This is a genomic window from Corynebacterium guangdongense (assembly GCF_030408915.1).
GTDB classification, from domain to species: domain Bacteria; phylum Actinomycetota; class Actinomycetes; order Mycobacteriales; family Mycobacteriaceae; genus Corynebacterium; species Corynebacterium guangdongense.
The window spans coordinates 2,579,376-2,606,159 of the sequence record NZ_CP047654.1 but is presented as its reverse complement, the minus strand read 5'-3'; the positions used below and the strand labels follow the sequence as shown (position 1 = coordinate 2,606,159).

General features: G+C 67.7%; 24 protein-coding genes and 1 tRNA gene. 13 read left to right on the top strand and 12 right to left on the bottom strand.

Features of this window, described 5'->3' with window-relative positions; all coding sequences use genetic code 11:
* The first annotated feature begins 6 nt into the window (after nt 1–6).
* Nucleotides 7–990, top strand: a complete 984-nt coding sequence (locus CGUA_RS12290) for a zinc-binding alcohol dehydrogenase family protein (protein WP_290196109.1) — start codon at nt 7–9, stop codon at nt 988–990.
* Nucleotides 991–1,089: 99 nt separating this feature from the next.
* Here CGUA_RS12290 and CGUA_RS12285 read toward each other — a convergent pair whose 3' ends face one another.
* The 3 genes from CGUA_RS12285 to CGUA_RS12275 form a co-directional block, all read right to left on the bottom strand.
* Complete coding sequence (locus tag CGUA_RS12285) at nt 1,090–1,332, bottom strand: hypothetical protein (RefSeq protein WP_290196107.1); 243 nt, start codon at nt 1,330–1,332, stop codon at nt 1,090–1,092.
* Between the two features lie 39 nt (nt 1,333–1,371).
* Nucleotides 1,372–1,734: a DUF5655 domain-containing protein gene (locus CGUA_RS12280; protein ID WP_290196105.1), complete on the bottom strand. Its 363-nt coding sequence runs from the start codon at nt 1,732–1,734 to the stop codon at nt 1,372–1,374.
* A 68-nt stretch (nt 1,735–1,802) separates the two neighbouring features.
* Nucleotides 1,803–1,876, bottom strand: a tRNA-Gly gene (locus CGUA_RS12275).
* A gap of 64 nt (nt 1,877–1,940) precedes the next feature.
* Here CGUA_RS12275 and dcd point away from each other — a divergent pair.
* The 5 genes from dcd (at nt 1,941) to CGUA_RS12250 (ending at nt 6,351) form a co-directional block, all read left to right on the top strand.
* The gene (gene dcd / locus CGUA_RS12270; protein WP_290196103.1) at nt 1,941–2,504 is read left to right on the top strand and encodes a dCTP deaminase; all 564 of its coding nucleotides are present in this window, start codon (nt 1,941–1,943) and stop codon (nt 2,502–2,504) included.
* 61 nt (nt 2,505–2,565) lie between these two features.
* Nucleotides 2,566–4,008: a tryptophanase gene (locus tag CGUA_RS12265; RefSeq protein ID WP_290196100.1), complete on the top strand. Its 1,443-nt coding sequence runs from the start codon at nt 2,566–2,568 to the stop codon at nt 4,006–4,008.
* On the top strand, nt 4,008–4,562 hold the full coding sequence (locus CGUA_RS12260; protein WP_290196098.1) for a hypothetical protein: 555 nt from the start codon (nt 4,008–4,010) through the stop codon (nt 4,560–4,562). Before CGUA_RS12265 ends, CGUA_RS12260 begins: the two co-directional genes overlap by 1 nt.
* Before the next feature lie 113 nt (nt 4,563–4,675).
* On the top strand, nt 4,676–5,986 hold the full coding sequence (locus CGUA_RS12255; RefSeq protein ID WP_290198391.1) for a UDP-glucose dehydrogenase family protein: 1,311 nt from the start codon (nt 4,676–4,678) through the stop codon (nt 5,984–5,986).
* The gene (locus CGUA_RS12250; protein ID WP_290196096.1) at nt 5,983–6,351 is read left to right on the top strand and encodes a hypothetical protein; all 369 of its coding nucleotides are present in this window, start codon (nt 5,983–5,985) and stop codon (nt 6,349–6,351) included. The genes CGUA_RS12255 and CGUA_RS12250 overlap by 4 nt, the downstream gene beginning before the upstream one ends.
* A gap of 65 nt (nt 6,352–6,416) precedes the next feature.
* Here the strand turns inward: CGUA_RS12250 and CGUA_RS12245 are convergent, their stop codons facing one another.
* The 4 genes from CGUA_RS12245 to CGUA_RS12230 all read right to left on the bottom strand — a co-directional run bounded on the left by CGUA_RS12245 (nt 6,417) and on the right by CGUA_RS12230 (nt 13,038).
* Entirely contained in the window at nt 6,417–7,727 is a 1,311-nt protein-coding gene (locus CGUA_RS12245; protein WP_290196093.1) for a pyridoxal phosphate-dependent aminotransferase, read from the bottom strand.
* Between the two features lie 40 nt (nt 7,728–7,767).
* Nucleotides 7,768–8,403 carry a DUF1707 SHOCT-like domain-containing protein gene (locus CGUA_RS12240; protein ID WP_290196092.1) on the bottom strand — a complete coding sequence of 212 codons (636 nt, stop codon included), beginning with the start codon at nt 8,401–8,403 and terminating at the stop codon, nt 7,768–7,770.
* A gap of 64 nt (nt 8,404–8,467) precedes the next feature.
* Nucleotides 8,468–9,922, bottom strand: a complete 1,455-nt coding sequence (locus tag CGUA_RS12235; RefSeq protein ID WP_290196090.1) for a hypothetical protein — start codon at nt 9,920–9,922, stop codon at nt 8,468–8,470.
* A gap of 80 nt (nt 9,923–10,002) precedes the next feature.
* Nucleotides 10,003–13,038 carry a (Fe-S)-binding protein gene (locus CGUA_RS12230; protein WP_290196088.1) on the bottom strand — a complete coding sequence of 1,012 codons (3,036 nt, stop codon included), beginning with the start codon at nt 13,036–13,038 and terminating at the stop codon, nt 10,003–10,005.
* Between the two features lie 131 nt (nt 13,039–13,169).
* On the opposite strand from CGUA_RS12230, the gene CGUA_RS12225 reads away from it, so the two are divergent.
* On the top strand, nt 13,170–13,544 hold the full coding sequence (locus CGUA_RS12225; protein WP_290196085.1) for a DUF2200 family protein: 375 nt from the start codon (nt 13,170–13,172) through the stop codon (nt 13,542–13,544).
* Here CGUA_RS12225 and CGUA_RS12220 read toward each other — a convergent pair.
* Nucleotides 13,541–14,482 (bottom strand): urea transporter, encoded by a 942-nt coding sequence (locus CGUA_RS12220; RefSeq protein WP_290196083.1) that lies wholly within the window; start codon nt 14,480–14,482, stop codon nt 13,541–13,543. The genes CGUA_RS12225 and CGUA_RS12220 overlap by 4 nt on opposite strands.
* A gap of 170 nt (nt 14,483–14,652) precedes the next feature.
* On the opposite strand from CGUA_RS12220, the gene exaC reads away from it, so the two are divergent.
* From exaC to CGUA_RS12200, 4 genes are all read left to right on the top strand, one after another.
* A complete protein-coding gene (exaC, locus tag CGUA_RS12215) occupies nt 14,653–16,173 on the top strand; it encodes an acetaldehyde dehydrogenase ExaC (RefSeq protein WP_290196080.1) in 1,521 nt (506 codons plus the stop codon).
* A gap of 246 nt (nt 16,174–16,419) precedes the next feature.
* Nucleotides 16,420–17,436: an ABC transporter substrate-binding protein gene (locus CGUA_RS12210; RefSeq protein WP_290196078.1), complete on the top strand. Its 1,017-nt coding sequence runs from the start codon at nt 16,420–16,422 to the stop codon at nt 17,434–17,436.
* A complete protein-coding gene (locus tag CGUA_RS12205) occupies nt 17,433–18,305 on the top strand; it encodes an ABC transporter permease (RefSeq protein ID WP_290196075.1) in 873 nt (290 codons plus the stop codon). Before CGUA_RS12210 ends, CGUA_RS12205 begins: the two co-directional genes overlap by 4 nt.
* Entirely contained in the window at nt 18,305–19,096 is a 792-nt protein-coding gene (locus CGUA_RS12200) for an ABC transporter ATP-binding protein (RefSeq protein WP_290198390.1), read from the top strand. The genes CGUA_RS12205 and CGUA_RS12200 overlap by 1 nt, the downstream gene beginning before the upstream one ends.
* Before the next feature lie 174 nt (nt 19,097–19,270).
* Here the strand turns inward: CGUA_RS12200 and CGUA_RS12195 are convergent, their stop codons facing one another.
* The 3 genes from CGUA_RS12195 to CGUA_RS12185 all read right to left on the bottom strand — a co-directional run bounded on the left by CGUA_RS12195 (nt 19,271) and on the right by CGUA_RS12185 (nt 24,699).
* Nucleotides 19,271–20,758 carry an ATP-binding cassette domain-containing protein gene (locus CGUA_RS12195; protein WP_290196074.1) on the bottom strand — a complete coding sequence of 496 codons (1,488 nt, stop codon included), beginning with the start codon at nt 20,756–20,758 and terminating at the stop codon, nt 19,271–19,273.
* A 243-nt stretch (nt 20,759–21,001) separates the two neighbouring features.
* Nucleotides 21,002–22,969 (bottom strand): ABC transporter ATP-binding protein, encoded by a 1,968-nt coding sequence (locus tag CGUA_RS12190; protein WP_290196072.1) that lies wholly within the window; start codon nt 22,967–22,969, stop codon nt 21,002–21,004.
* Nucleotides 22,969–24,699 (bottom strand): ABC transporter ATP-binding protein, encoded by a 1,731-nt coding sequence (locus CGUA_RS12185; RefSeq protein ID WP_290196070.1) that lies wholly within the window; start codon nt 24,697–24,699, stop codon nt 22,969–22,971. The genes CGUA_RS12190 and CGUA_RS12185 overlap by 1 nt, the downstream gene beginning before the upstream one ends.
* A 186-nt stretch (nt 24,700–24,885) precedes the next feature.
* Between CGUA_RS12185 and CGUA_RS12180 the strand changes: the two genes are divergently transcribed.
* Nucleotides 24,886–25,455, top strand: coding sequence for a histidine phosphatase family protein (locus CGUA_RS12180; protein WP_290196067.1), 570 nt, complete (start codon nt 24,886–24,888; stop codon nt 25,453–25,455).
* On the opposite strand, the gene CGUA_RS12175 is transcribed toward CGUA_RS12180, so the two are convergent.
* Nucleotides 25,452–26,192 carry an FMN-binding negative transcriptional regulator gene (locus CGUA_RS12175; RefSeq protein WP_290196065.1) on the bottom strand — a complete coding sequence of 247 codons (741 nt, stop codon included), beginning with the start codon at nt 26,190–26,192 and terminating at the stop codon, nt 25,452–25,454. The genes CGUA_RS12180 and CGUA_RS12175 overlap by 4 nt on opposite strands.
* 140 nt (nt 26,193–26,332) lie before the next feature.
* Between CGUA_RS12175 and CGUA_RS12170 the strand changes: the two genes are divergently transcribed.
* Nucleotides 26,333–26,752 carry a thioesterase family protein gene (locus CGUA_RS12170; RefSeq protein ID WP_290196062.1) on the top strand — a complete coding sequence of 140 codons (420 nt, stop codon included), beginning with the start codon at nt 26,333–26,335 and terminating at the stop codon, nt 26,750–26,752.
* Nucleotides 26,753–26,784: the final 32 nt, after the last annotated feature.

Genomic DNA, 26,784 nt, shown 5'->3' with positions numbered 1-26,784 from the left:
GGGGGCATGACACACCTGAGCATCGGAGTCCAGAGCTCGCGCTTCGTGGAACGCGAGGTGGAGACCCCCGCCGCCACCGGCCACGACCTGCTGGTCGAGGTCGAGGCCGTCTCCGTCAACCCCCTCGACGTGGCCGTCGCGGGCGGCGCCGGGGACGGCACCGTCCTCGGCTTCGACGCCGCCGGCACCGTCCGCGCGGTCGGCCCGGACGTGACGCTGTTTCGGCCCGGCGACCGGGTCATGTACGCCGGCCAGATCGACCGGCCGGGCAGCAACCAGCGCTACCAGCTCGTCGACGAGCGCATCACCGGCCCCGCCCCCCGCACGGTGTCCTGGGCGGAGGCCGCCGCGCTGCCCCTGACCAGCATCACCGCCTGGGAGAGCCTCGTCGACCACCTCGGCCTCGACGAGCACAGCGAGGGGACCCTACTCGTCGTCGGCGCCACCGGCGGCGTGGGCTACGTCATGCTCCAGCTGGTCGAGGAGCTGATGCCGAAGGTCACGGTCGTCGCCACCGCCTCCGACGAGGAGCGGGCGACGTGGGTGCGGATGCTGGGCGCCGAGCACACCGTCAACCACCGCGAACCCGACCTCGCGGAGCAGATTCTCGAGGTCGCGCCCGAGGGGGTCGACTGGGTGTTCAGCGCGCACTCGCGGGGCATGGGGCAGACCTACGCGCGCGTCGTCAAGCCTTTCGGGCACATCGTCGGCGTCGACGCCGGCCTCGAGGACTTCCAGGTGCTCAAGATCAAGGGCATCGCCTGGCACTGGGAGTCGATGTTCGCGCGCCCGCTGCACCGCACCCCGGACATGGTGGAGCAGCACCGGCTGCTGGCGCATGTCGCCACGCTCGTGGAGGACGACCTGCTCGAACCGGTCATCGCGCAGGAGCTGAGTCCCATCAACGCCGAGAACCTCACCCGCGCCCACGAGATCGTGCGCGGCGGCCGCAGCGCCGGCAAGGTGGTGCTCAGCGGGTGGGAAGAATAAAACTCTACGACGCGCTGAGCGTCACCCGCGCCGTCGACGTGCCCACCGCGGACTGGACCTCGGACCGGACGGGCAGCTGCGGCGGGTCTGGAGCGGGCTCTAGAGCCTGGCGCGGGCTTTGTCCACGACGATCGGGAGACCGAAGAACGGGTTGACCAGGCAGAGGTTGGCGGCGGCCGTGCCCGCGGCGGAGGAACCGAGGGCCACGATCGCCGGGGTGAAGCGGCTCCTGCCCTTGAGCGCCCGGTACAGGCCCACCCCGACGAGGGTGGCCACCACCGACCCCTTGGCTGCGTTGAAGGATTCCGAGTTGAGGAACGCGATGACGCGGTTCTTGTCCATGCCCCCGATCCTAGGCCCGCGGCGGCCGCCGAGCACAGGTCATGTGGCGAACTCGTACCCGGCCCCGATCAGCTCCCGGAGCCACCCGCTGGCGGCCGCCTCGGGGGACCTGAGCACCACGCTGTGGGACCAGCGGTTCGGACTGCTCCGCGTAATCGCCTGGACGCCGGGAACCGGGTGCTCGTGATCCAGGAGCACGCTGAGAAAGAGGGTGCCGTCGGCGGTCTGCTCGTAGACCCATAGCCAGAGGAACTTCCGCTTCACCCGGTAGCTGACCTGGGCTCGCCGCTGACGGGTCACCGGTCCCAGGGAGCGGACGTACCCGTCGATCTCCCGGGCGTAGGCGTCCGTGGCGGGCTTGGCGGAAAAGTCGCCGATCATCTTGTTCGAGCCGCCTGCCATTGGGTCTCCGATCAGGGAAAACAGTGACGCCGCCAGCTCCGGGGCGGAGTGGCGGCGTCGACGGGCCGTGGAGCCGGTGACGGGAATCGAACCCGCACTCTCAGCTTGGGAAGCTGATGTTCTACCACTAAACTACACCGGCAATATGGGCTACTTTACACACCGCCCGGGCCCGGCCCGAAACGACACCGGTTAGGGTGGGGGACGTGCTTCTCTCAGATCGTGACATCCGCGCCAGTATCGACTCCGGCCGCCTCGGCATCGAGCCCTTCGATCCCGCCCTGGTGCAGCCGTCGAGCATCGACGTCCGCCTGGACAAGTACTTCCGGGTCTTCAACAACTCGAAGTACACGCACATCGATCCGAAGCTGGAGATGGACGACCTGACCACGCCGGTCGAGGTCCCGGAGGGGGACGCCTTCGTCCTGCACCCGGGCGAGTTCGTCCTCGCCTCGACGCTGGAGGCCTTCTCCCTGCCGGACGACCTCGCCGGCCGCCTCGAGGGCAAGTCCTCGCTGGGCCGCCTCGGGCTGCTGACCCACTCCACCGCTGGCTTCATCGATCCCGGCTTCGAGGGCACCATCACCCTGGAGCTGTCCAACGTCGCCAACCTGCCGATCACGCTGTGGCCGGACATGAAGATCGGCCAGCTGGCCATCTTCCAGATGTCCTCGGCCGCGGAGGTCCCCTACGGCTCCGGCAAGCTCGGCTCCAAGTACAAGGGACAGCGGGGCCCGACCCCTTCGAAGGCGTATCTGAACTTCCGGTAGTCTGTACGGGACCTGAAAACAGCCCTTCACCAGGGCATCGAAATATACGAGGAGTCCCTTCGTGGCGAACGTCAAGTTCTACGGCGACCAGCAGTACCCGCTGGAAATGCACAAAGTCCGCATCATCCAGAAGCTGAACCTGCTGCCGGTCGAGGAGCGCCTGGGCGCCATCGAGGCCGCCGGCTTCAACACCTTCCTGCTGCAGAACCGCGACGTCTTCCTCGACATGCTCACCGACTCCGGCGTCAACGCCATGAGCCAGGAGCAGCAGGCGGCCATGATGAACGCCGACGACGCCTACGCTGGCTCCGCCACCTACACCCGCCTGAAGGACAAGGTCACCGAGCTCTTCGGCATGGACTACTTCCTGCCGGCGCACCAGGGCCGCGCCTGCGAGAACATCATCTTCTCCACGCTGGTCGACGACGGCGACGTCGTCCCGATGAACTACCACTTCACCACCACCAAGGCCCACATCGTGGCCAACGGCGGCTCCGTGGAGGAGTACCTCTACCCGCAGGGCATTGACGTCACCGCCCTGCACCCCTTCAAGGGCAACATGGACCTGGGGCAGCTGCGCGCGCTGCTGGAGTCGGGCGTCAACGTCCCGCTGGTGCGCATGGAGGCCGGCACCAACCTCATCGGCGGCCAGCCCTTCTCCCTGCAGAACCTGCGCGACGTGCACGCCCTGGCCAAGGAGTTCGACGTCCCGCTGGTGCTGGACGCCTCCCTGCTGCAGGACAACCTGTACTTCATGAAGGAGCGCGAGGAGCAGTGCCGCGACATGACGATCCGGGAGATCGCCCTGGCCGTCGCCGACGCCTGCGACATCTTCTACTTCTCCGCCCGCAAGCTCGGCTTCGCCCGCGGCGGCGGCATCCTCATCCGTGAGGAGGAGATGTACAAGCGCATGCGGGGCCTGGTCCCGATGTTCGAGGGCTTCCTCACCTACGGCGGCATGTCCGTCCGCGAGATGGAGGCGATCACCGTCGGCCTGGAGGAGACGATGGACTACGACATGATCTCCCACGGTCCGCAGTTCATCGAGTACACCGTGGCCGAGCTGGATAAGCGGGGCGTTCCCGTCGTCAAGCCGGCGGGTGGCCTGGGTGCGCACCTCAACGCGATGGACTTCGTCTCCCACCTCGACCAGCGCGAGTACCCGGCCGGCGCCCTGAACGCCGCGCTGTACCTGACCTCCGGGGTGCGCGGCATGGAGCGCGGCACGATGTCCGAGGAGCGCGACGCCGACGGCGTCGAGCCGCTGGCCAACATGGAGCTGGTGCGCCTGGCGATGCCGCGCCGCGTGTTCACCCTCTCCCAGGTCAACTACCTCATCGACCGGGTGACCTGGCTGCACGAGAACCGTGGGCTCATCGGCGGCCTGGAGTGGGAGGAGGAGCCGGAGATTCTGCGCTTCTTCTACGGCCGCATGCGCCCGACCTCCGACTGGCCGCAGCAGCTGCTCGCCAAGTTCCGCGAGGACTTCGGCGACTCGCTCTGATGCCCGCCTTCCTGCACACCGCGCCCGCCGTGGCCGAGACGATGGAGCGGCTGCTTCCCGGCAGCGTCCATCTCGTCGACGAGTCCCTGCTTGTCGACGCCCGCTCGTCCGGCCCAGACGCCGTCGCCGGGCGGGTCGCGGCGCGCCTCGCGCAGCTGCAGGAGCAGACCGACGGACCGGTCGTGGTGTCCTGCTCCACGATCGGCGACGTCGCCGAACGCACCCCCGGCGTGATCCGCATCGACCGCCCGATGGCCCGCAGGGCCGCCGAGCTGGGCGGACGCGTGGGTGTCGTCGTCGCGCTGGAGTCGACGATCGAGCCGACCACGAGGTTGCTGCGCGAGGAGGGCGTCGGGGACATGGTCGTCCGCCTCGCCGAGGGTGCCTGGGGATCGGGGGACTACCTGGAACGGATCGCCGAGACCGCCCGTTCCCTCACGCCGGAGGCGGACGTGATCGTGCTGGCCCAGGCCTCCATGGCCGGGGCCGCCGGGCTGCTGGATTTCCCGGTGCTCACCTCCCCGGAGATCGCAGCGGAGTTTCTCACCCGTTGAGCAAGGCGAGGGGGAGGAGGACGCAAGTGCGCGTCGGCAAGCCTGCGGATACAGGGGGTTATCCACATCCCGAGCGGGGTCGGCGCGGGCGGGCTACCCTTGGCGACATGAAAATGTCGGTGATCGGCACCGGGTACCTCGGTGCGACGCACGCCGCCTGCATGGCCGAACTGGGCCATGAAGTCGTCGGCGTGGATGTGGATGAGAACAAGATCAACCAGCTCGCCGACGGCGTCGTGCCGTTCCACGAGCCCGGGCTGCCGGAGATTCTGCGCCGCAACCTGGACACCGGGCGGCTGAGCTTCTCCACCGACTACGCCGACGCAGCGGGCGCGCACGTCCACTTCATCGGCGTCGGCACCCCGCAGGAGCGCGGCTCCTACGCGGCGGACCTGAAGTACGTCCACGCGGCCGTCGACACGCTCGTTCCGCTGCTCGAGGGCGAGCACCTCATCGTCGGCAAGTCGACGGTGCCGGTGGGCACCGCCGAGGAGCTCCAGGAACGGGTCGACGCCCTGGCGGGCCCGGGCACCACCGTGGAGATCGTGTGGAACCCGGAGTTCCTGCGCGAATCCCACGGCGTGGAGGACACCATCCACCCCGACCGCATCGTCGTCGGCCTGCGCGCCGGGTCGGCCGCCGAGCCGATCCTGCGGGAGGTCTACGCCGCCCAGCTGGCCGAGGACATCCCCTTCCTGGTCATGGACCTGGCCACCGCGGAGCTGGTCAAGGTGGCGGCGAACGCCTTCCTGGCCACCAAGATCAGCTTCATCAACGCCGTCGCCGAGGTCTGCGAGGCCTCCGGCGGCGACGTCACCAGGCTTGCCGACGCCATCGGCCACGACGACCGCATCGGACGCAAATTCCTCGGCGCCGGCCTCGGCTTCGGCGGCGGCTGCCTGCCCAAGGACATCCGCGCCTTCATGGCCCGGGCCGGGGAACTCGGCGCCGACCAGGCGCTGAGCTTCCTGCGCGAGGTCGATTCGATCAACATGCGCCAGCGCGACCGCATGGTCCACTTCGCCAAGGAGGATCTCGGCGGCTCGGTCATGGGCCGCCGGGTCACCGTCCTGGGCGCGGCGTTCAAGGCCAACTCCGACGACGTGCGTGATTCCCCGGCGCTCAACATCGCCGGCCAGCTCTCCCTGGCCGGGGCCGCGGTGTCGGTCTACGACCCGCAGGCGATGGGCAACGCCCGCCGGGTCTTTCCGACGCTGGACTACGCCGACTCCCTCGACGAGGCCCTGGCCGGGGCGGAGCTGGTGATTCTGGCGACGGAGTGGCCGCAGTTCCGCGAGATGGACCCGGTAGGCTGTGGTCAGCTGGTCGCCGTCAAGCGCATCATCGACGGACGCAACGTCCTCGACGTGGATGCGTGGCAGGCCGCCGGCTGGTCCATTCGCGCACTGGGAAGGTCTCTGTGAGTTTCGTTCTGACTGTCTTTGATCCGGCCGAGGTCCCGCACGGGGACATCGCCGAGTTCCTCCACTGGTACGACCTGACCACGGAGTGGGTCGAGGACCGCGACTTCGACTCCACCGAGGGCACCGGCCCCGCGCTGGTCGAGTGGCTGGAGACCATGCGCTCGGCCTACCCGCCGGTCGTCGACGGCGCGGACGGCACCACCCGCTACATCATCGGCTCGACCTGCGTCTACTCCCGTTTCGCCGACGCGGTCGCCGACTCCGCCGAAGCGCAGGCCCGCAGCCTGGCCCGGCAGCTGGGCCTGGGCGTCTACGTCGCCGGGTCCGGGCACTTCACGCTGGCCGACGGCACGATCGTGGAGTAGGGGAGGCCGAGACGAGCCCGTCCCCGCTGGTGAGCGGGGACGGGCTCGCGTCGATAAGCGGGCTCTTACTGGCGGTAGGACGCCAGGAAGTTGCCGAGGCGCTCGATGGCGTTCTCCAGCTGCGAGGCCCAGGGCAGCGTCACGACGCGGAAGTGCTGGTTGTCGCCCAGGTTGAAGCCGGAGCCCTGCACCATGAGGATCTTCTCGGCGCGCAGCAGGTCGAGCATGAGCTGGGTGTCGTCGTGGATCTCGTAGACGTCGGGGTCGAGCCTCGGGAAGGCGTACAGCGCGCCCATCGGCTTGACGACGCTCACGCCCGGAATCGAGTTGAGGCCCTCGAAGGCGATGTTGCGCTGATTGAGCAGGCGGCCGTCCTCGCCGGTCAGCGCATAGATGGACTGCTTGCCGCCGAGGGCGACCTGGATGGCGTGCTGCCCCGGGACGTTGGCGCACAGGCGGGTCCCGGCGAGCAGATCCAGGCCCTCGATGAAGCCGCGGGCCTGCTCCTTCGGCCCGGTGATGACGACCCAGCCCGCCCGGTAACCGGCGACGCGGTAGGCCTTGGACAGGCCGTTGAAGGTCAGGGTCAGCAGATCCGGGGCGATCTGGGCCATGGACCAGTGGACGGCGTCGTCGTAGAGGATGCGGTCGTAGATCTCGTCGGCGAAGACCAGCAGCTCATGCTCGCGGGCGATCTGCGCGATCTCCTCGAGCACCTTCTTCGGGTAGACCGCGCCCGTCGGATTGTTCGGGTTGATGACGACGATCGCCTTGGTTTTCTCGGTGATCTTGGAACGGATGTCCTCGATGGAGGGGTTCCAGTCGTCCTCCTCGTCACAGAGGTAGTGCACCGGGTGGCCGCCGGCCAGCGTCACCGAGGCGGTCCACAGCGGGTAGTCCGGCGCCGGGACGAGGACCTCGTCGCCGTCGTTGAGCAGCGCCTGCGTGGCCATGGAAATGAGCTCGGAGACGCCGTTGCCCAGGTAGACGTCCTCGACGTCGAACTCCGGGAAACCGTCGATGAGCTCGTAGCGGGTGACCACGGCGCGACGGGCCGGGAGGATGCCCTTCGAGGTGGAGTAGCCCTGGGAGGTCGGCAGGTTCGCGATCATGTCGCGCATGATGACGTCGGGGGCGTCGAAGCCGAAGACGGCCGGGTTGCCGGTGTTCAGCTTGAGGATGGTGTGGCCGTCGGCCTCCATCTTCTCGGCCTCCTGGGCCAGCGGGCCGCGGATGTCGTAGAAGACGTTCTTGAGCTTGTCCGCCTGATCGAAGGTGCGGCGCGCCCGCCGCTTAGGGGCGGGCGCAGTCGGCACCGCGTCGATGCTGATGTTTTCGATTCCGGTGAAATCGGACGTGTATTCCTGCTCGCTCATGGGACATATAGTGCCACACGCGAAGCGCAGGAACCTGATGCTACTTTTTGAATTTGTCCATGGTTCGCTTGGCGATACCCATCGCCTCGTTCGTCAGTTCGCCGGCCAGGCGCTGGCGTTCCGCCCGCAGCTCCGCCTGACGGGCCTGCTCCTCCGCCTTGCGCTCTGCGTTGCGGATCGCGTCGGCCGACTGAATCTCGCGCAGCCGCTCCTTCTCGATCTGCTTCGGCGAGGGCATGTGCCACTGCGCCGGGCCCACCTTCATGATGTAGAGCAGAATCCACACCACCGGGATGACCGCGTAGAGCGCCGTCGCGGCTAGGAAACCGTTGGCGAGAAGGACGGGCACCGCCGCCAGCGTCACCACCGCGGTCAGGCTCATGATGCCCAGGCGGGTGTTGCGCGAGGACTTGTGCGCGGCCGCGATCTCCTGCGCCGAGTAACTGACGTCCAGCTCCGTTCCCGATCCGTCCGGGTTCTGTGGGATGTCGAGGAACAGTGGCTCCAGATCGGAACGGGTGGTGGCGCGGGTGATCTCAGTGCAGCGCTGGTCATACTCGTCGATGGTGAGCCGACCCTCGGCAAAGGCGCGCCCCAGGGCCGCCATGGCGGAGTTGCGTTCGTTGTCGCTGAGACGGACGGCAGGGCTGCGACGGTGACCAGACGAAGTGCTCATGATGAACCCCAGCCTAGTCCGCGACGCAACCCGGCGACATCCGGGAAATCCCGGATTCTTTGCCCTACGGCTCGGTGTGCAGACTCCGGGTGTCCGGACGCATCAGCCGCAGAACCAGAATCATGATGCCGGTGACGAGGAGCGTGGTGATCACCGTCGCTTGGCTCGAGAAATGATCCAGGTACGCGACGTGATCGAGCAGCACGGTCACGCCGAAGGCGACCAACCCGGCGGTCCCCAGGGTGAGGCCGGCCAGCGCCACTTGTCGACGCTCCTTCGGCATTTCCCGCACCCCCGGCCCGGAGTTGAGGCGGGTCAGCAGGTCCCCGATGATGAAGCCGCCGATGCCGGACACCGCCACCGTGAACACCGTGTTGTACCAGCCGAGCAGATTAAAGGAGTGCGGCGCCCCCAGGGTCCAGTTCGGACGGGGATCAGGATCCAGAATCCACACCGCCTGGCAATAGAGCATCACCGCCGCCGCCAACAGCCCCACGAGCACCCCGACGAGCCGACCCGCGCTCGACGGCGGAAATTGAGCGCGGGCGAGTTGCCAGCTGGCCAGGGTGGCCGGCAGGAAAAGGGAGTAGCCGAGCATGGTGGACCAGAAGGAATACACCCGGGCCCCGCCGGAGGTGGGCTCCACGGTCAAATCCAGCGCGAGTAGGACGACGAAGCCCAGAATGAACGCCGTGACAGCGAAGGCGACGCTGACGACATACGACTCACGGCGGCCCGGAGAGCGCGCGCCCTCGGGCCGAATGTGAGAGGAATGTGTCATGGGGCTGATCGTACCCTTAGGCTCGCCGGGGTTCTGCGGCCAACCGGGTGACCTGACCGGGCGGAGAAGTGCGCCCGCCAGCAGCGGTCCGGCGGCCAGGAGGAGCGCCGCCCCGACGGTTGCCTGACTGCCCGGGTCGGCCAGGTGCGGAAGGTGATCGGCCAGCACCGCAACGAACATCCCCATCAGCCCTGCCCAGCCCACGCCGACGCCGGTTCTCCTGAGCCGGTGCTTCTCCGGCGGGACGTCGGTAGCGACGCAGGGGCGACTCGTGCTGGCTATGTACTCGCCGATTTGTTGGCCAATGAGGGCGGTGACGAGGCAGGTGAAGGCTGCGTGGTACCAACCGACGAGGCTGAAACTATGCGGCTGGGGAAGCAGCCAGCTGGGTGCCGGGTGCAGGGTGAACAGCCAGATCAGCTGCACCATCGCCGACAGGGCGAGGGCCAGGAGCGCACCCACCTTCCCGGCGTGGTGGCTTAGCGGGGTGCGGGGGAGCTGGGCCCCGGCGAGGTGCCAACCCGCCGCCGCCATCGGCAGGAAGATGGCGTGGCCAAGCGTCTCCGACCAGTACGTGAACGGTTCCCGGAGATCATCCGGGTAGCCCTCGATCAGTGCGAGGGTGTGGAGCGCGCCGAACCCCGCAAGGAAAACAAGTACGGCGTAGGAAAGGGCGTTCCGAGGCGTGCTGCCCTCACGGGGCCGACGTTCTGCGACACGTGTGTCCGGGCTTCTCACGGCGTTCAAGTCTAGCGAAAGTGAGAAAATACTATGAAAAAGCCCGGGTTGGGGGATTATCTATCAGAATCTTCGGCCCTTCAGGAATCCGACTCCTCAGTATCCGCCACAGGTGGCTTCGGGGCCTGGGGTGCGCCAGGGACGGGTGGCGCGGGAGGGACCGGCGCTGCTGGCGCACCCGGTGCCGAGGCCGCAGTTGGCGAAGCCGGAACGGATGGTGCGGCCGGAGGCGCGGGGGCATCTGCGGTAGGGGCTGCCGGAACCGCAGGTGCCGCAGGGGGCGTGGGCACACCGGGAGCAGGTGCGGAGGGTGCGCTCGGAGCCGCAGGTGCCGCAGGGGGTGTGGGCACACCGGGAGCAGGTGCGGAGGGTGCGCTCGGAGCCGCAGGTGCCGCAGGGGGTGTGGGCACACCGGGAGCAGGTGCGGAGGGTGCGCTCGGAGCCGAAGATGAACCTGGGGCGCCAGGCACGGCAGCTCTCGGAGCGGGCGGTGCGGCTGGAGCCGCGGGGGCGGGCGGTGCGGCCGGAGCAGCTGGCGCGCTCGGCGCGGTGGGGGCGGCGGGAGCGGCAGAAGCGGCGGGAGTGGGCGGTGCGGCCGGCGCGCTCAGCGCGGTGGGGGCGGGCGGTGCGGCCGGAGCAGCTGGCGCGCTCGGCGCGGTGGGGGCGGGCGGTGCGGCCGGAGCAGCTGGCGCGCTCGGCGCGGTGGGGGCGGCCGGAGCGGTGGGTGCACCCGGTGCGGCAGGGGCGGCGGGTGTCGCGGGTGCGGGCGGTGCGGCTGGCGCGCTCGGCGCGGCGGGAGCGGAAGAGACGGCTGGTGCGGCGGGTGCGCTCTGGGTGCTCGGTGCTACAGGCGAAGCCGATGCCGCCGTGGAGCCGGACGGGCTCTGGTCCTTGGGCTTGCGTGTCGGCGTGATCGTGAGGGAACGGCGATCGTCGGAGTAGAAGGACTTCTCGCGGGGGGCGGGGAGCAGGCCGTCGACAAGCACGCTCTCGCGCAGACGGACGGCGACGTCCTGCACCACGGGGGCGGGCGTGGAGGAGTCCTGGCTCAGTGACTTCACACCGCCGGTGAACATGTTGGTGCAGAAGGGGCAGGCCGTGGCGATTTCTTCGGCGCCGGTGTCGATGGCCTGCTCGGTGCGGACCTCGTTGACGCGGCGGCCGATCTTCTCCTCCATGAACATGCGGGCGCCCCCGGCGCCGCAGCAGAAGGATTCGTTGTGGGACTTGTCCATTTCGACGAGGTTGACGCCGGTGACCCCCAGGAGTTCGCGCGGCGGGTCGTAGACCTGGTTCTGGCGACCGAGGAAGCAGGGGTCATGGTAGGTGATGGGCTTGCGGTCGGTTTCGGTGCGGGGGACCGGGGTGAGCCACTTGTCGCGGACGAGGCGGTTGAGCAGTTGGGTGTGGTGGAAGACGTCGTAATGGCCGTCGAAGTCGGGGTATTCGTTCCGGATGGTGTTGAAGCAGTGGGGGCAGGTGGTGATGATCTTGCGCTGGCCCTGGGGGACGCCGTCGAAGACGTCGTCGAGCGTCTCGATGTTCTGGGCGGCCTGCATCTGGAAGAGGAACTCGTTGCCGGCACGGCGTGCCGGGTCACCGGTGCAGGTTTCGCCGGTGGCCAGCACGGTGTACTTGACGCCGGCGGTGTGGAGGAGGTCGACGACGGCGCGGGTGGTCTTCTTGCCGTGCTCGTCATAGGCGCCGGCGCAGCCGACCCAGAAGAGGTATTCGGAATCGGAGAAGTCGTCGACGTCCTCGCCGAAGACGGGGACCTCGATGCCGTCGCGGCGGGCCTCCTCGACCCAGCCGGCGCGTTCGGAGTTGTTGCGGCCCCAGGGGTTGCCCTTGGTCTCGATGTTGGTGAACATGCCCTGCAGCTCCGAGGGGAAGTCGGATTCGGTGAGAACCTGGAAGCGGCGCAGGTCGGTGATGTGGTCGATGTGTTCGATGTCGACGGGGCACTGGTCGACGCAGGCGCCGCAGTTGGTGCAGGACCACAGGACGTCGTCCGAGATGACGCCGCCCTGGCCGGCGAGGCGGAGGACGTCGACGCCGGCGTGGGAGTTCTCGGCCTCCCCGGTGGAGGGGTCGAGCAGCACGGCGGAGTTGGCGACCGCGGCGTCACGCAGGTCCATGATGAACTTTTTCGGGCTCAGCGGCTTCTCGGTGTTCCAGGCGGGGCAGAGATCCTGGCAGCGGCCGCACTCCGTGCAGGCGGTCGTGTCGAGCAGCATCTTCCAGGAGGCGTCGGTGAGCGTGCCGACGCCGAGAACGGTGTCGTCTTCGACGGTGTCGAGGGTGACGTGCTCGCCGGCGTGGTCGGTCATCGGCTTGAGCCGGCCGAGGGCCTTCGTCCCGTCCGGGTTGCGCTGGAAGAAGATGTTGAAGAACGCCGTGAAGCGATGCCAGAGGATGCCCCAGTTGAGGTGCATCGCGATCACGACCAGGAAGACCAGGCCGGAGAGCAGCTTGATCAGGGCGAAGACGCTGATCAGGACCGGGGACGCCGGCAGGAGCGCGGCGAGGCGGATGGAGACGAAGTCCGCCCAGGCCGAACCGCTGCCGAAGGTCGCGATCTTGCCGGCCTTGACCAGGAGCATGCCCAGTCCCTCGATGAACACGATCGCCTCGACCAGCCAGGCGCTGGACATGATCGAGTTGTGGAAACGGCTCTCGCGCCGGGCGGAGCCGTGCTTCAGGCGGATGAGGACCAGCGCGGTGATGCCGAGGACGGTGCCCACACCGAGCAGCTCCTCGATGAAGTGGTAGACCAGCCAGTCGGAGAGAATGGGCCAGCCGCCGGCGGGATTGAAGGTCTGGATGTAGGCCTCGAACCAGACAACGATGCCGCCGAGGAACCCGACCATGACCAACCAGTGCGCCACCGACGCCAGCGGGCGGGACTTCCAGAAGTTGGTGTGTCCGAAGACTTCGACGAGCACGCGCCACAGGCGTTGCGCCGGTTGGTCGACACGGCCCTTGAGCGAGTTCCCCGCCGCAACGAAGCGCACGAGTTTAAGCGCCGCGTAGAGGAAATAGAGGAATGCCGGAATGGACAGGGCCACCCCGATCACGCCGAGCGTGACCGTCGTGGCGGACATGGCAGAGGTCATGGCAGGGGCAGGTGCCTTTCATGCACGTGGGCCAGCCCGGATCAGGCGGGCTTCGGGTACCCATTACTCTAAGGTGCGTGCCGGACATGACAAGTTCCGCCGCCTGATTTGATTCGGGCTAGCCTGACGTCATGGCTGAATTGACCGAGCGTCAGAAAAAGAACCAGGAGCGGCTCAAGGCGATGCCCGTCGCCGAGGTGTGGCCGCACTACGTCACCAAGGTGGAGAAGAAGGGCCGCCCCGTCGCGGACCTCTATGAGGCGGCCACCTGGCTCACCGGTTACTCGGCCGCGGAGATCGACGAGCACCTCGAGACCAGGACGTCTTTCCGGGCCTTCTTCGCCGCCGCCCCGATGAATCCGGCGGCCCCGCTGATCACCGGCGTGGTCTGCGGCGTGCGTGTCGAGGAGATCGAGGATCCCCTGATGCAGCGGATGCGCTGGCTGGACAAGCTCGTCGACGAGCTCGGCCGCGGCAAGAAAATGGAGAGCGTCCTGCGTTCCTAGGCGGGTTCGTAGGTGACGATCTTCGCCGGGACGTGCAGCTCCCGGCGCTTGTCGACGCCACGACCCAGCAGCATGACGGCCCAGAGGGAGATCAGGAACGGCCAGGTCAGGGTCGGGCCCGGCAGCAGGATCAGCAGCGGTTCGACGGCCAGCGTCAGCACCACGGCCAGGCTGACCCCGAGGAACCTGGTCAGCAGCGAGCGGTTGTTCCAGAAGGTGGCGCCCAGGGCGATGGCGACGAGCACCGCGCTGTAGCCGTGCAGGCTGCCGGACAGCGGCGACCAGCTCAGGCCCAGGGCGCCGCCGACGGCCATCGCCAGGGCCGCGCCGTAGACGCCGAAGGCTCCGGCGCGCCAGTCCGCGACAAACAGGGCGACGATGATGAGCAGCCCGGACAGGGCGCCGGAGGCGAGGACCACGTCGGCGAACGTCGACAGGAAGTCGGTGAGCAGGCCCAGCTCGACGGTGGGGCCGGAGGGGGCGGGCGGGGTGACGACCACGGAGTCGAGCGCGGTCCACGTGCCGCCGATGACGATGCAGAAGGGGCCGGTCGCCACGGGGAGCAGGGCGTCGGCCAGGCGGGTCGAGGCGAACATCCGCTGGAGGATGCCGTAGACGACGATCGTCGCCAGGGCGCACAGCACGGTCAGGGTGACGGAGAGCCCCGTGTAGCCGATGAAGATGGCCCAGGCGGCGCCGATCAGCGCCCCATTGTAGCCGCGCAGGCCGTCGCGGATCTCCTGGCGCAGATCGGTGTCGAGGTAGTAGACGGTGAGGGATTCCACGGCGGCGCCGAGCAGGACCATCCCCGCGAAGCGCACGTCCACCACGGCGAGCGCCAGGAGGATCAGCGCGCCCGCGGGGGCGTTGCGCAGGAGGAAGATCTGCGACACGCTGCGGAGCACGGTGGTGAGAGGCGTAAGGAAACGCGGTGCCATGAGGGTCGGCTTTCTGTACCGGAAGAAGGACAGGGTAAGTTAACTCCTCCGATACCGGTCGCGCAATAGGCAATGGGGGGAATCTTTTCGACGCACCCTTGTGATGTGGCGCTCATCGTGAATAGGGTGGGGGTCACTTGATCCCCTTAACGTGACGGAGACCATTCATAATGACTGTCTATGCTAATCCGGGTACCGACGGCGCAGTAATGAACTACGAGAAGCGTTACGACAACTTCATCGGCGGCCAGTGGGTGCCGCCGGTCGACGGGCGCTACATGGAGAACATCACGCCGGTGACCGGAGAGGTCTTCTGCGAGGTCGCCCGATCCGGTGAGAAGGACGTCGAGCTCGCCCTCGATGCGGCCGAGAAGGCCGCGCCGGGTTGGGGGGCGACCTCCCCGGCCGAGCGCGCCCTCGTCCTGCACCGCATCGCGGATCGGATGGAGGAGAACCTCGAGAAGATCGCCGTGGCGGAGACCTGGGAGAACGGCAAGGCCGTCCGCGAGACCCTGGCCGCCGACATTCCGCTGGCCATCGACCACTTCCGTTACTTCGCCGGGGCCATCCGCGCCCAGGAGGGGCGTCTTTCCCAGATCGACGAGGACACCGTCGCCTACCACTTCAACGAGCCGCTCGGCGTCGTCGGGCAGATCATCCCCTGGAACTTCCCGATCCTCATGGCCACCTGGAAGATCGCCCCGGCCCTGGCCGCGGGCAACGCCATCGTGCTCAAGCCCGCCGAACAGACCCCGGTGTCCCTGCTCTACGTCGTCTCCCTGATTCAGGACCTGCTTCCGGACGGCGTCCTCAACATCGTCAACGGCCTCGGCGAGGAGGCCGGCGCCGCGCTCTCGGGCTCGAACCGTATCCGCAAGATCGCCTTCACCGGCTCCACCGCGGTCGGCAAGATCATCAACAAGGCCGCCGCCGACAAGATCATCCCGGTCACCCTCGAGCTCGGCGGCAAATCCCCGTCCATCTTCTTCCCGGACATCATGGACGCCGACGACGCCTTCCGCGAGAAGGCTGTCGAGGGCTTCGCCATGTTCGCCCTCAACCAGGGCGAGGTCTGCACCTGCCCGTCGCGCGCGCTGGTCCACGAGTCCATCGCCGATGAATTCCTCGAACTCGGCGTCAAGCGCGTCCAGTCCATCAAGACCGGCAACCCGCTCGACACCGACACCATGATGGGCGCGCAGGCCTCCCAGGAGCAGATGGACAAGATCTCCTCCTACCTCGAGATCGGCCCGAAGGAGGGTGCCGAAACCCTCACCGGCGGAAACATCAACAAGATCGAAGGGCTGGACAACGGCTTCTACATTGAGCCGACCGTCTTCAAGGGCACCAACGACATGAAGATCTTCCAGGAGGAGATCTTCGGCCCGGTGCTCTCGGTAGCCACCTTCAAGGACTTCGACGAGGCCATCGCGATCGCCAACGACACCGACTACGGCCTCGGCGCCGGCGTCTGGTCCCGCAGCGCCAACAACTGCTACCGCGCCGGCCGCGCCATCCAGGCTGGTCGCGTGTGGGTGAACCAGTACCACACCTACCCGGCGCACGCCGCCTTCGGCGGATACAAGGAGTCCGGCATCGGGCGCGAAAACCACCTGATGATGCTCGGTCACTACCAGCAGACCAAGAACCTCCTCGTCTCCTACGCGGAGAACCCGACCGGCCTGTTCTAGACCGGGCGTCAAGAAGCGGTAGACGGTGCCCGATTCCGCACCCGGGGGAAGCCGACCTGCGGAAACCTCGGGTGAGGCGCGGAATCGGGCACCGTAATCGACCGGCGGAGGCGACCTCCGCTGGTCGTCCTCGTTTTCCGGGCCGTCTGAACGGTCTGGACCCCTGGAATTATGAGGACCAATACAGCTAAAATCCAGACAACGTCCATTCGTGACTGAGCACACCAACTGGAAAGTGAGTACTCCATGTCTCTTCCGCGCCTGTCCTCGGGGCTGTCCCGGGCACTGAAGGTGGCCACCGCCTCCGTGGTCGCCGCCACCTCCCTCGTCGCCTGTTCAAACAGCTACTCCGATTCCGATTCCGGCGGCGCCGCCGGGGGCTCGGAAGACAGTTACGCCATCGGCATCAACCAGCTGGTGCAGCACCCTGCCCTCGACTCCGCGACCGAGGGCTTCAAGGAGGCCTTCGAGGAGGCCGGCGTCGACGTCGAGTGGGACGAGCAGAACGCCAACGGTGAGCAACCGACCGCGCTGACCATCGCCCAGCAGTTCTCCTCCTCCGACCTGGACCTGGTCCTGGCCGTGGCCACCCCGGCGGCCCAGGCCACCGTCCAGAACGTCACCGACATCCCCGTCCTGTTCACCGCAGTCACCGACCCGGTCGAGGCCGACCTGGTCGACTCCCTGGACGCTCCGGGCGGCAACGTCACCGGCACCTCCGACGCCGCCCCCTTCGAGCAGCAGCTCGACCTGCTGACCCAGATCGTCCCCGAGGCCAAGACCATCGGCATCGTCTACGCCTCCGGCGAGATCAACTCCCAGATCCAGGTCGACGAGGTCACGGCCGCCGCTGCGGAGCGTGGCATCGAGGTCAAGACCCAGACGGTCACCAACGTCACCGAGATTCCGCAGGCCGCGGAGGCCATCGGCGACGTCGACGCGTTCTACGTCCCGACCGACAACATGGTCGTCTCCGGCATCTCCTCCCTGGTCCAGGTCGCCGAGGACAAGCAGATCCCGGTCATCGCCGCCGAGGCCGGCACCGTGGAGGGCGGCGCCGTCGCCACCATCGGCATCGACTACAAGGAACTGGGCCGCCAGACCGGCGAGATGGCCCTGCGCATCCTGCGTGACGGCGAGGACCCGGCCACCATGCCCGTGGAGACCGCCACCGAGTTCACCTACGTCGTCAACGAGGAGGCCGCCGAGGCCCAGGGCGTGACCATCCCGCAGGAGATCCTGGACGAGGCCGAGCGCGTATGATCGGCGCCCTGGAACTCGGACTTCTCTACGGGGTTATGGCGCTCGGCGTCTACCTCACCTTCCGGGTCCTCAACTTCGCCGACCTGACCGTCGACGGTTCCTTCACCACCGGCGCGGCCACGGCCGCCATGCTCATCCTCGCTGGTTGGCACCCCCTGCTGGCCACGGCCGCCGGCTTCGTGGCCGGCTTCCTCGCCGGCGTCATCACCGGTCTGCTCCACACCAAGGGGAAGATCGACGGCCTGCTCGCCGGCATCCTCACCCAGATCGGCCTGTGGTCGATCAACCTGCGCATCATGGACGGCGCGAATGTCCCCCTGTTGCGCGCGGACACGCTGATGAGCCCGCTGCGCGACGCCGGACTCCTCGGCGGCTGGGGCGGCGTCGGGATCTTCCTGGCCGGCCTGTTGATCCTGGCACTCATCGTGTGGTGGTTCCTCACCACCGACCTTGGCCTGGCGATCCGCGCGACCGGCGACAACGGCCAGATGATCACCTCCTTCGGCGTTTCCACCGACAACACCAAGATCCTGACCCTGGCCCTGTCCAACGGCCTGGTCGGCGCCTGCGGGGCGTTGGTGGCCCAGTACCAGGGTTTCGCCGACATCTCGATGGGCATCGGCCTGATCGTCGTGGGCCTGGCCTCGGTGATTCTGGGCCAGGCCATCCTCGGCCAGCGGTGGCTGCTCGTGGCGGTCCTGGCGGTGGTGCTGGGCGCGGTGCTCTACCGCCTCATCATCTTCCTGGCGCTGACCGTCGGCCTGAACCCGAATGACATGAAGCTGGTCTCCGCGGTCCTGGTGGTCGTGGCGCTGCTGGTGCCGCGTTTCCGTGCGGGGCTGAAGCTTCCGGCCCGAAAGGCGGCATGATGCTGACAGTCAGGAACATCTCCAAGACCTTCTTCGCGGGCACGGTCAACGAGCGCAAGGCGCTGATCAACCTCGACCTGGAGCTCGCCGAGGGTGATTTCGTCACCATCATCGGCTCCAACGGTGCGGGCAAGTCCACGCTGCTCAACGTGGTGTCGGGGCGTCTCGGCGTCGACGAGGGCGAAGTGCTCATCGACGGCCGCGAGGTCACCCGGAACGCCGAGCACAAGCGTGCCGCCGAGGTCGGCCGGGTCTTCCAGGACCCGCTGGCGGGCACCGCGCCCAGCCTCACCATCGAGGAAAACCTGGCCCTGGCTTATCGGCGGGGGCAGTCCCGCGGCCTCGGCCGCGCCCTGAACGGCAAGCGCCGGGAGCTTTTCGCCGACAAGCTGAAGACGTTGGAACTGGGCCTGGAGAACCGCCTCTCCGCGCAGGTCGGTCTCCTCTCCGGCGGCCAGCGTCAGGCGCTCAGCCTGCTGATGTCGTCGATGACGAAGCCGAAGATCATGCTTCTCGACGAGCACACCGCCGCCCTCGATCCCCAGCGTGCCGAACTGGTCACCGATCTCACCCACCGCATCGTCGAGGAGGGCGGGCTGACCACCCTCATGGTCACCCACAACATGGAACAGGCCCTGCGCCTGGGCAACCGCCTCATCATGATGCACGAGGGCCGAATCGTCTACGAGGCCGACGGCGAGCTGAAGAAGAAGCTCACCGTCCACGACCTGCTCGAGCAGTTCGTGAAGATCAAGGGGGCCACGCTCTCGGATCAGGCCTTCCTCGGGTAATTGTTTGGGCGCCCGATTCCGCGTCCAACGGAAGTCGACCTGCGGAAACGTAGTCGCGGGTGTCGAATCGGGCGCCGCCCGCGTCAGATTCTGACGCGGGCGGTGCTGTACTTTACATCTCCCGGATGGCGACCTGGGGGAACGCCGAGACGGATGTAATCTGCAGCACCGCCCCTATCCCAGCTCCACCCGCCGCCCTTCGAAGTGCTCGATGAGCCAGCGGTCGTGCGTCGCGAGAATCACCGTCCCGTTCCACTCGCGCAGCGCCTTCTCGACGCCTTCGATCGCCTCCAGATCGAGGTAGTTCGTCGGCTCGTCGACGATGAGCACGTCCGGGGCCTGCGCCGCCAGCCTCGCCAGCTGGGTGCGCCGTCGGTTGCCGTCGGAGAGCAGTCGCACCGGCACGTCAAAGAATTTCGGGTGCAGGAAGCCCTTGCCCGGCTCGCCGATCGGTTCGCCGTCGGCGGGCAGTTCCTGGGGCAGGAAGCCCGCGCTCGTCGACGCCGCGATCTGCCTCAGCAGCGTCGACTTGCCCGCGCCGTTCGGCCCGTTGACCAGCAGCTTTTCCCCGCCGGCGAGATCGAGTTCGACACGCCCGCGGATCCGCACCGCGATCGGGGCCACGTGAGTCGCGGGCGGGAACGCGAAATCGTAGAGGGTCTCCCGCGGTTTACGGATCTCGCGGGCCTCGAGGGCCGCGAGTTTTCGCTCGTCGGCGGTCTTGCGCTGGGAAGTCACCTTGGCGATACGGTCGCCGTAGAACTTCTTGGTGATCTTGTTCTCCACCTTGGCCGGGTCGAACTTCCTGAACGCCGAGTCGGCCTCCCGGCGGTGGCGGTTCAGTGACCTCTTCTCCGCCTGCTGCGCCGCATGCAGGTCGAGGTGGCGCTGGTGTGCGATCGCCTTGGTCACGAGGAAATCGGAGTACGTGCCCGCCTGCTTGTGGACGCCGGTCGGGGGCCGGGCGTCGTCAGCCAACGCCACCGCCTCCCAGGGCGCCGTATCCAGGTCGGCCATCGAGGTGGCGGTGCGCTCGATGAAGTCACGGTCGTGGCTGGCGAAGAGGACTGGTCCGGAGAAGTCGCGGAGGAACCCGATGAGGAAGTCACGGGCGGCGTCATCGAGGTGGTTGGTCGGCTCGTCCAGGACCAGCTGTTCCGGGTTGGTCAGCAGCAGCGCCACCAGCGTCAGCCGCCCCTGCTGACCGGGGGAGAGGGCGGCCATCGCCCGGTCATGGTCGAGGCCCGCTAGGCCCAGCCCGGCCAGCAGTGTCTCGACGCGGGCTGCCAGCGACCACACGTCACGGGCCGTCATCTCGGCGAGGACGCGGTCGTATTCGGCAGCCTGCTTGCCTGTGGGGTCGTCGGTGAGATCCGCAGTGAGCGCCTCGAAGCGCTGCTGGAGCAGACGGTCGGTGCGGGTGGCGTCGGCAAGCAGCTCGCCCACGGTGTCGGCGGCGGTCGCGGTTGTCACGGCGGAGGTGATTGTGCCGTACTCGGGGCTCAGGTCGCCGGCGGCCAGGCGCAGCAGGGTCGTTTTGCCGGCACCGTTCGGGCCGACGAGGCAGACGCGTTCCCCGGCGCCGACGCTCAGACTCAGATCGCTGAGCAGCGGCTCTGTGGTGTGGGAGAATGTGACATGGGAAAAGGACAGAACTGACATGCGGAGCTCCTGTGGCCGAAGTGATGGGACTGGGAGGGCATGTCAGTTCTTCATGCGGTTCAGCGTAGCGGGTCGGTGCTGTGGATGACACCTCTCGGATCGCGGCCTGCGGAAAAGCCGGGGCGGGTGTCATCTGCAGCACCGGGACGCAACGGATCTGACACGAGCGGTGCCCGATTCCGCATCCGCCGACGGGCCACCTGCGGAAACACAATTCAGCGCGCGGAATCGGGCACCGACCGACTACTTGTCCTCCGAGAACTGCGACTGATGCAGGCGGTGGTAGGCGCCCTCGGCATGGAGCAGCTCGGCGTGGGTGCCCTGTTCGACGATGGTGCCGTTCTCCATGACCAGGATGAGGTCGGCGTCGCGGATGGTGGAGAGGCGGTGGGCGATGACGAAGGAGGTGCGGTCGGCGCGCAGCGCGTTCATCGCCTTCTGGACCAGCACCTCGGTGCGGGTGTCGACGGAGGAGGTGGCCTCGTCGAGGATGAGCAGCGCCGGCTGCTTGATGAAGGCGCGGGCGATGGTCACCAGTTGGCGTTCGCCGGCGGAGAGTGAGCCGCCGTCCTGGTCGATGACGGTGTCGTAGCCCTCCGGCAGGGAGTGGACGAAGCGGTCGACGTAGGTGGCCTTCGCCGCGGCGATGACCTCCTCGTCGGTGGCGTCGAGGCGGCCGTAGCGGATGTTCTCCATGATGGTGCCCTCGAAGAGGACCGCGTCCTGCAGGACCATGCCGACCTGGGAGCGCAGCTCGTGGCGGGACAGGTCGCGGACGTCGACGCCGTCGAGGAGGATGGCGCCGTCGTTGAGCTCGTAGAAGCGCATGATGAGGTTGACCAGCGTGGTCTTGCCCGCGCCGGTGGGACCGACGATCGCGGCGGTCTGGCCGGGTTCGACGCGCAGGTTCAGGCCCTCAATGAGCGGGGCGTCCGGCACGTAGGAGAAATCCACGTCCCGGAATTCCACGAGGCCCTTGGATCGGCCCGCGACCTGGGCGGTGGCGGTGTCGGGGGTTTGTTCCTCGGCGTCGAGGAGCTCGAAGACGCGCTCGGCGGAGGCGACGCCGGACTGGACCATCTGCATCATGCCGCCGAGCTCACCGAGGGGCTGGTTGAACTGGCGCGAGTACTGGATGAAGGCGGTGGCGGCGCCGAGGGTCATCTGCCCGTTGGCGACGCGCAGGCCGCCGAAAACGGCGATGGCCACGTACGACAGGTAGGAGATGAATTGCATGATCGGCATCATCAGCCCGGAGAGGAACTGCGCCATGGAGGAGGAACGGAAGAGCTCGTCGTTGCGCTCGTCGAAGAGCTCGGCGGCGGTGTCGGTGCGGCCGAAGATCTGGATGACCTGGTGGCCGGAGAAGGTCTCCTCGATGTGACCGTTGAGCATGCCGGTCGAGCGCCACTGGGTGACGAACTGCTTCTGGGAACGGGACCCGATGACCCCGACGACCAGGCCGGTCAACGGGAGGGCCAGCAGCGCGACGATGGCCAGCTGCCAGGAGACCCAGAACATCATGACGGTGATGCCGATGACCATGAGGATGGAGTTGACCGCCTGGGACAGGGTCTGCTGGAGCGCCTGCTGGACATTGTCGACGTCGTTGGTGGTGCGCGAGAGGACGTCGCCGCGCTGGCGCGTGTCGAAGTAGCTCAGCGGGAGCCGGTTGATCTTGGCCTCCACGTCCGCGCGCAGCCCGAAGACCACGCCCATGACCATGCGGTTGAGCAGGAAGCCCTGCAGCCACATGAGGAAGGAGGCGCCGACGTAGAGGCCGAGGATGAGCAGGATCAGCTGGCCGAGGCGGTCGAAGTCGATGCCCGCGCCGGGGTTGAGCTCCATGGCGCTGAGCATGTCGGCGAAGGTGTTCTCACCCCGGGCGCGCAGGCCCTCGATGACCTGCTCCTTGGTCGCTCCGGCGGGCATCTGCGCGGAGATCGCGCCGGAGAAGATGACGTCCATGGCCCGGCCGGTCACGCGCGGGGCGTAGACGTTGAGCAGAACCGAGATCGCCACCAGTGTGAGGATGACACCCATCTGCATCTTGTGCGGGGCGATCAGGCCCAGCAGGCGTTTGGCGGCGAGGCCGAAGTTCTTCGCCTGGCGCGGGGCGCCGCCGGGCCCGTGACGGCCGCTGGAGCCGACCTTGTCCTGGAGTTCGAGGATCTCCTCCTCGGTCAGTTCGGGCTTCGTGTTCCGGGCCATCAGGCGACCTCCTCCGACATCTGGGAGCTGACGATCTCCTGGTACGTCGGCGACGTCTCCAGCAGCTCGGCGTGGGTTCCGCGGGCGACGATCTCGCCGGCCTCCATCACCAGGATGGTGTCGGCGTCCATGATCGAGGCGACGCGCTGGGCGACGATGATCACTGAGGCGTCGGCCGTGCGCGGTTTGAGCGCGGAGCGTACGTGCGCGTCGGTGATGACGTCGAGGGCGGAGAAGGAGTCGTCGAAGAGGTAGACCTTCGGCTCGGCGACCAGGGCACGCGCGATGCACAGGCGCTGGCGCTGGCCGCCGGAGACGTTGGTGCCGCCCTGGGAGATCGCCATGCCCAGTCCGTCCTCACTGCCCCGGACGAAGTCGGCCTGGGCGATGTCGAGGGCCGACCACAGCCGCTCCTCGGTGGCGTCCCGGTCGGCCATCCGCAGGTTGGACTCGACGGTGCCGGAGAACAGGTAGGGCTTCTGCGGCACCATGGCGACGCGCTCGACGAGGTCGTGGCGGGCCATCTCGGTGACGTCCGTGCCGTCGAGGAGCACCCGGCCTTCGGTGGCGGCGAAGAGCCGGGGGATCAGGGAGAGCAGGGTGGTCTTGCCGGAGCCGGTGGACCCGATGATCGCGGTGGTCCTGCCCGGTTCCGCGGTGAAGGAGACGTTGTGGAGGACCGGGGCGTCGGCGCCGGGGTAGGTGAAGGTGACGTTGTCGAATTCGACGACGCCCGCGGCGGCCCCCGGCGTCGCCGGGACGAGAGGTTCCACGATGGAGGGCTCGCGGTCCAGGACCTCGGTGATGCGGCGGGCACAGACGATGGCGCGCGGCAGCATCATCGCCATGAACGCGCCCATCATCACGGCGACCAGGATCTGCATCAGGTACTGCAGAAACGCGGTGAGTGAACCGACCTGGACCGCGCCGGCGTCGACCCGGCGCCCGCCGAACCACATGACTGCGCCGGTGGCGACGTTGAGGATGAGCATGATCAGCGGGAACATCAGCACGAAACGGTTGCCGATCTTCACCGACAGCCGGGTGACATCGGAGTTGGCGGCGCCGAAACGCTGTGTCTCGTACGCTTCGCGCGTGAAGGCGCGGACCACGCGGATGCCGGTGATCTGCTCGCGCAGGATGCCGTTGATGTTGTCGATCTTTCGTTGGAGCCCCTGAAACAGCGGCATCAGCGCCGCGATGAGCGCGCCGACGGCGACGAACAGAACCAGGACGGAGACCCACACCAGCCAGGACAGGCCAGGATCCTCGCGCATGGCCATGATGACGCCGCCGACCATCATGATCGGCACCGGCGCCATGAAATTCAGGATCATCATGTAGGTCATCTGCACCTGCTGCACGTCATTGGTTCCGCGGGTGATGAGGGTGGCGGCGCCGAAGTGGGAGACGTCCTCGGCGGAGTAGCGGGTGACGCGGCCGAAAACGGCGGCGCGGAGGTCTCGGCCGGTGCCCATCGAGGTGCGGGCGCCGAACCAGACGGCCACGCAGGCCGTGATGACCTGGACGAACGCCACCGCCAGCATGACGACGCCGATGTTCCAGATGAAGGCGACGTCCCCCTGGGACACCCCCTCGTCGATGATGCGGGCGTTGAGGGAGGGCAGGTAGAGGGTGGCCATCGTGGATATCGTCTGCAGGATGACGATGGCGACGATGGCGCCGGAATAGGGTCTGGCCCGGGACGCCAGAAGCTTGTAGAGTTCCACGGCTGTCCTTGAGGGTTCGTGGGGAGGCGTGGACGTCGTCGGCTGTTGTTGCGATGACATCAACGAATGCGGTTGCCTCAATTTAACACCCGGGGCCGACACGGGGCACCACCCCAGATTGGGCGGCGGGCGACGAGGTTTGGTGGGCATTCCCCACCGGCGCTGCACGTCGGTAGTATCCAACTTATGACTGAGCTTTTTCTCGTTCGCCATGGGCAGACCGAATGGTCCGCGTCCGGCCAGTACACGTCCATCACCGATCTGGGACTAACCGAGCACGGCCGTGACGAGGCGAGCAGCCTGAAAGGCCTGCTGAACCCGGCCGACTTCGATCACGTGTTGGCCTCCCCGCGTCGCCGGGCTCAGGAAACCGCACAGTTGGCGGGGTTCGGGGACTTCGAGGTCGACGAGGATCTGGCCGAATGGTTCTACGGGGACTACGAGGGCCTGACCGGCGCGGAAATCGCCGCCAAGGACGCCGAGTGGCAGATCTGGACCCATGGCGCGCCGGGCGGGGAGAGTCCGGAGGACGTACTCGCCCGCTACTCCCGCGTCATCGACCGCGTGGTGGACTCCGGGCACGAGCGCATCATCATCTTCGCCCACGGCCACGCGCTGCGCGTCCTGGCCTGCCTCTGGATGGACCTGCCGCTGCGGTACGGGGCGAAGATGCCCCTGGACACCGCGACCATCTCCCGCCTGGGCACCTACAAGGGCCGCCGCGCGCTGATGGCCTGGAACTCGCGGCTCGGCTAGAACCCGGCCTGCGGGCGCAGCTGCCTGCCCTGGGCCTTTTCCCATTCCGGGTTGCCGCTGGTGCCCAGCACCTTGCCGTGCAGCGGAATCTCGTTGGCGGTGTGGTGCGCGGGCACGTGTCCGAAGCGTCTTTCGGCGACGGGCAGGCTGACCTCGCGCAGGAAGGCCGCCATGTCCGTCTTGCCGGCGGCCTCGAGCTGCTCGATGACGCCACGGATGTCGTCGGGGTGGCGGTCCTGCGACATCTTCGCCCGCGCGATGACCCGGTCGGCGGTCAGTTCCACCGCCACGATGTGCGTGGCCATGGTCATGCTTCGGTTCGAGGCCACCTTCTTCAGTTCGCCGCCGTCGCCCATCTTGTGGGTTAGTTTCGCCGCGACCTGCAGCGCGCGCTGCGGGTCGTCAATGATTTTCACGGTGCCGGGCATCTGGATGCTGACGTAGTCCCAGGTCGGGACGTTGGGCAGGGCTTCGTTGGAGGCGTACCAGGTGTTGGAGACGTAGGCGTCCATGACGTGGAAGACGGCGGTCGCCGGGCCCGTGATCGGGTTCGTGACCTGCGGGTTGTGCCGGGCGAGGTGGGTGACGGCGAGCCAGGCGTCGGCGCGCTTCTCGGCGTAGAAGGGGATGGGCGTGGTGCGCAGGCCCGACTCATGGGTGGTGACCAGGGAGCCGAAATGGGCCCGGTCGAGCAGATCGGACAGGTGGGCGTCGGGAAGCGTGTACATGTCGGTCATGGCCCCATTCAAACAGGAAAATCCGGAGGAAAGCGGGTTCGGTGGCCGTTCGGGCGGAGCGCCGGAGAATCGGGGGCGGGGGAGTGGGGGCGATCCCCGCTGCGCGCTTTTTCCGCTTGCCGACGCGCTAGGCTTTCCCCATGAAGGACACTCTCACCCCAGGACTGACCCACCGGATGACCTACCCGGTGACCGCCGAGCGCACCGTGCCCCACCTGCTGCCCGAGGCCGCCGAGTTCGCGTCGATGCCGAACGTCCTGGCCACCGGTTACCTGGTCGGGGTCATTGAATGGGCGTGCATGCAGGCGATCGCCCCGCACCTGGGGGAGAACGAGATTTCGCTGGGCGTCCACGTCGATCTCTCCCACCGGGCGCCGACCGTCCCCGGCTCCACCGTCAGCGTCGACGTAGAGCTGACCGAGATCGACCGCCGTTCCCTGACGTTCCGGGTCACCGCCACCGACGATCATGGCGTCATCAGCACGGGCACCCACCGACGCGGCGTCGTCGACCGGGAGAAGTTCATTTCCCGGCTGCCCTCGCCGACCAGGGAGATCTAGGGTCCCGCCGTCGGCGGAGCTTGAGGAGCGGA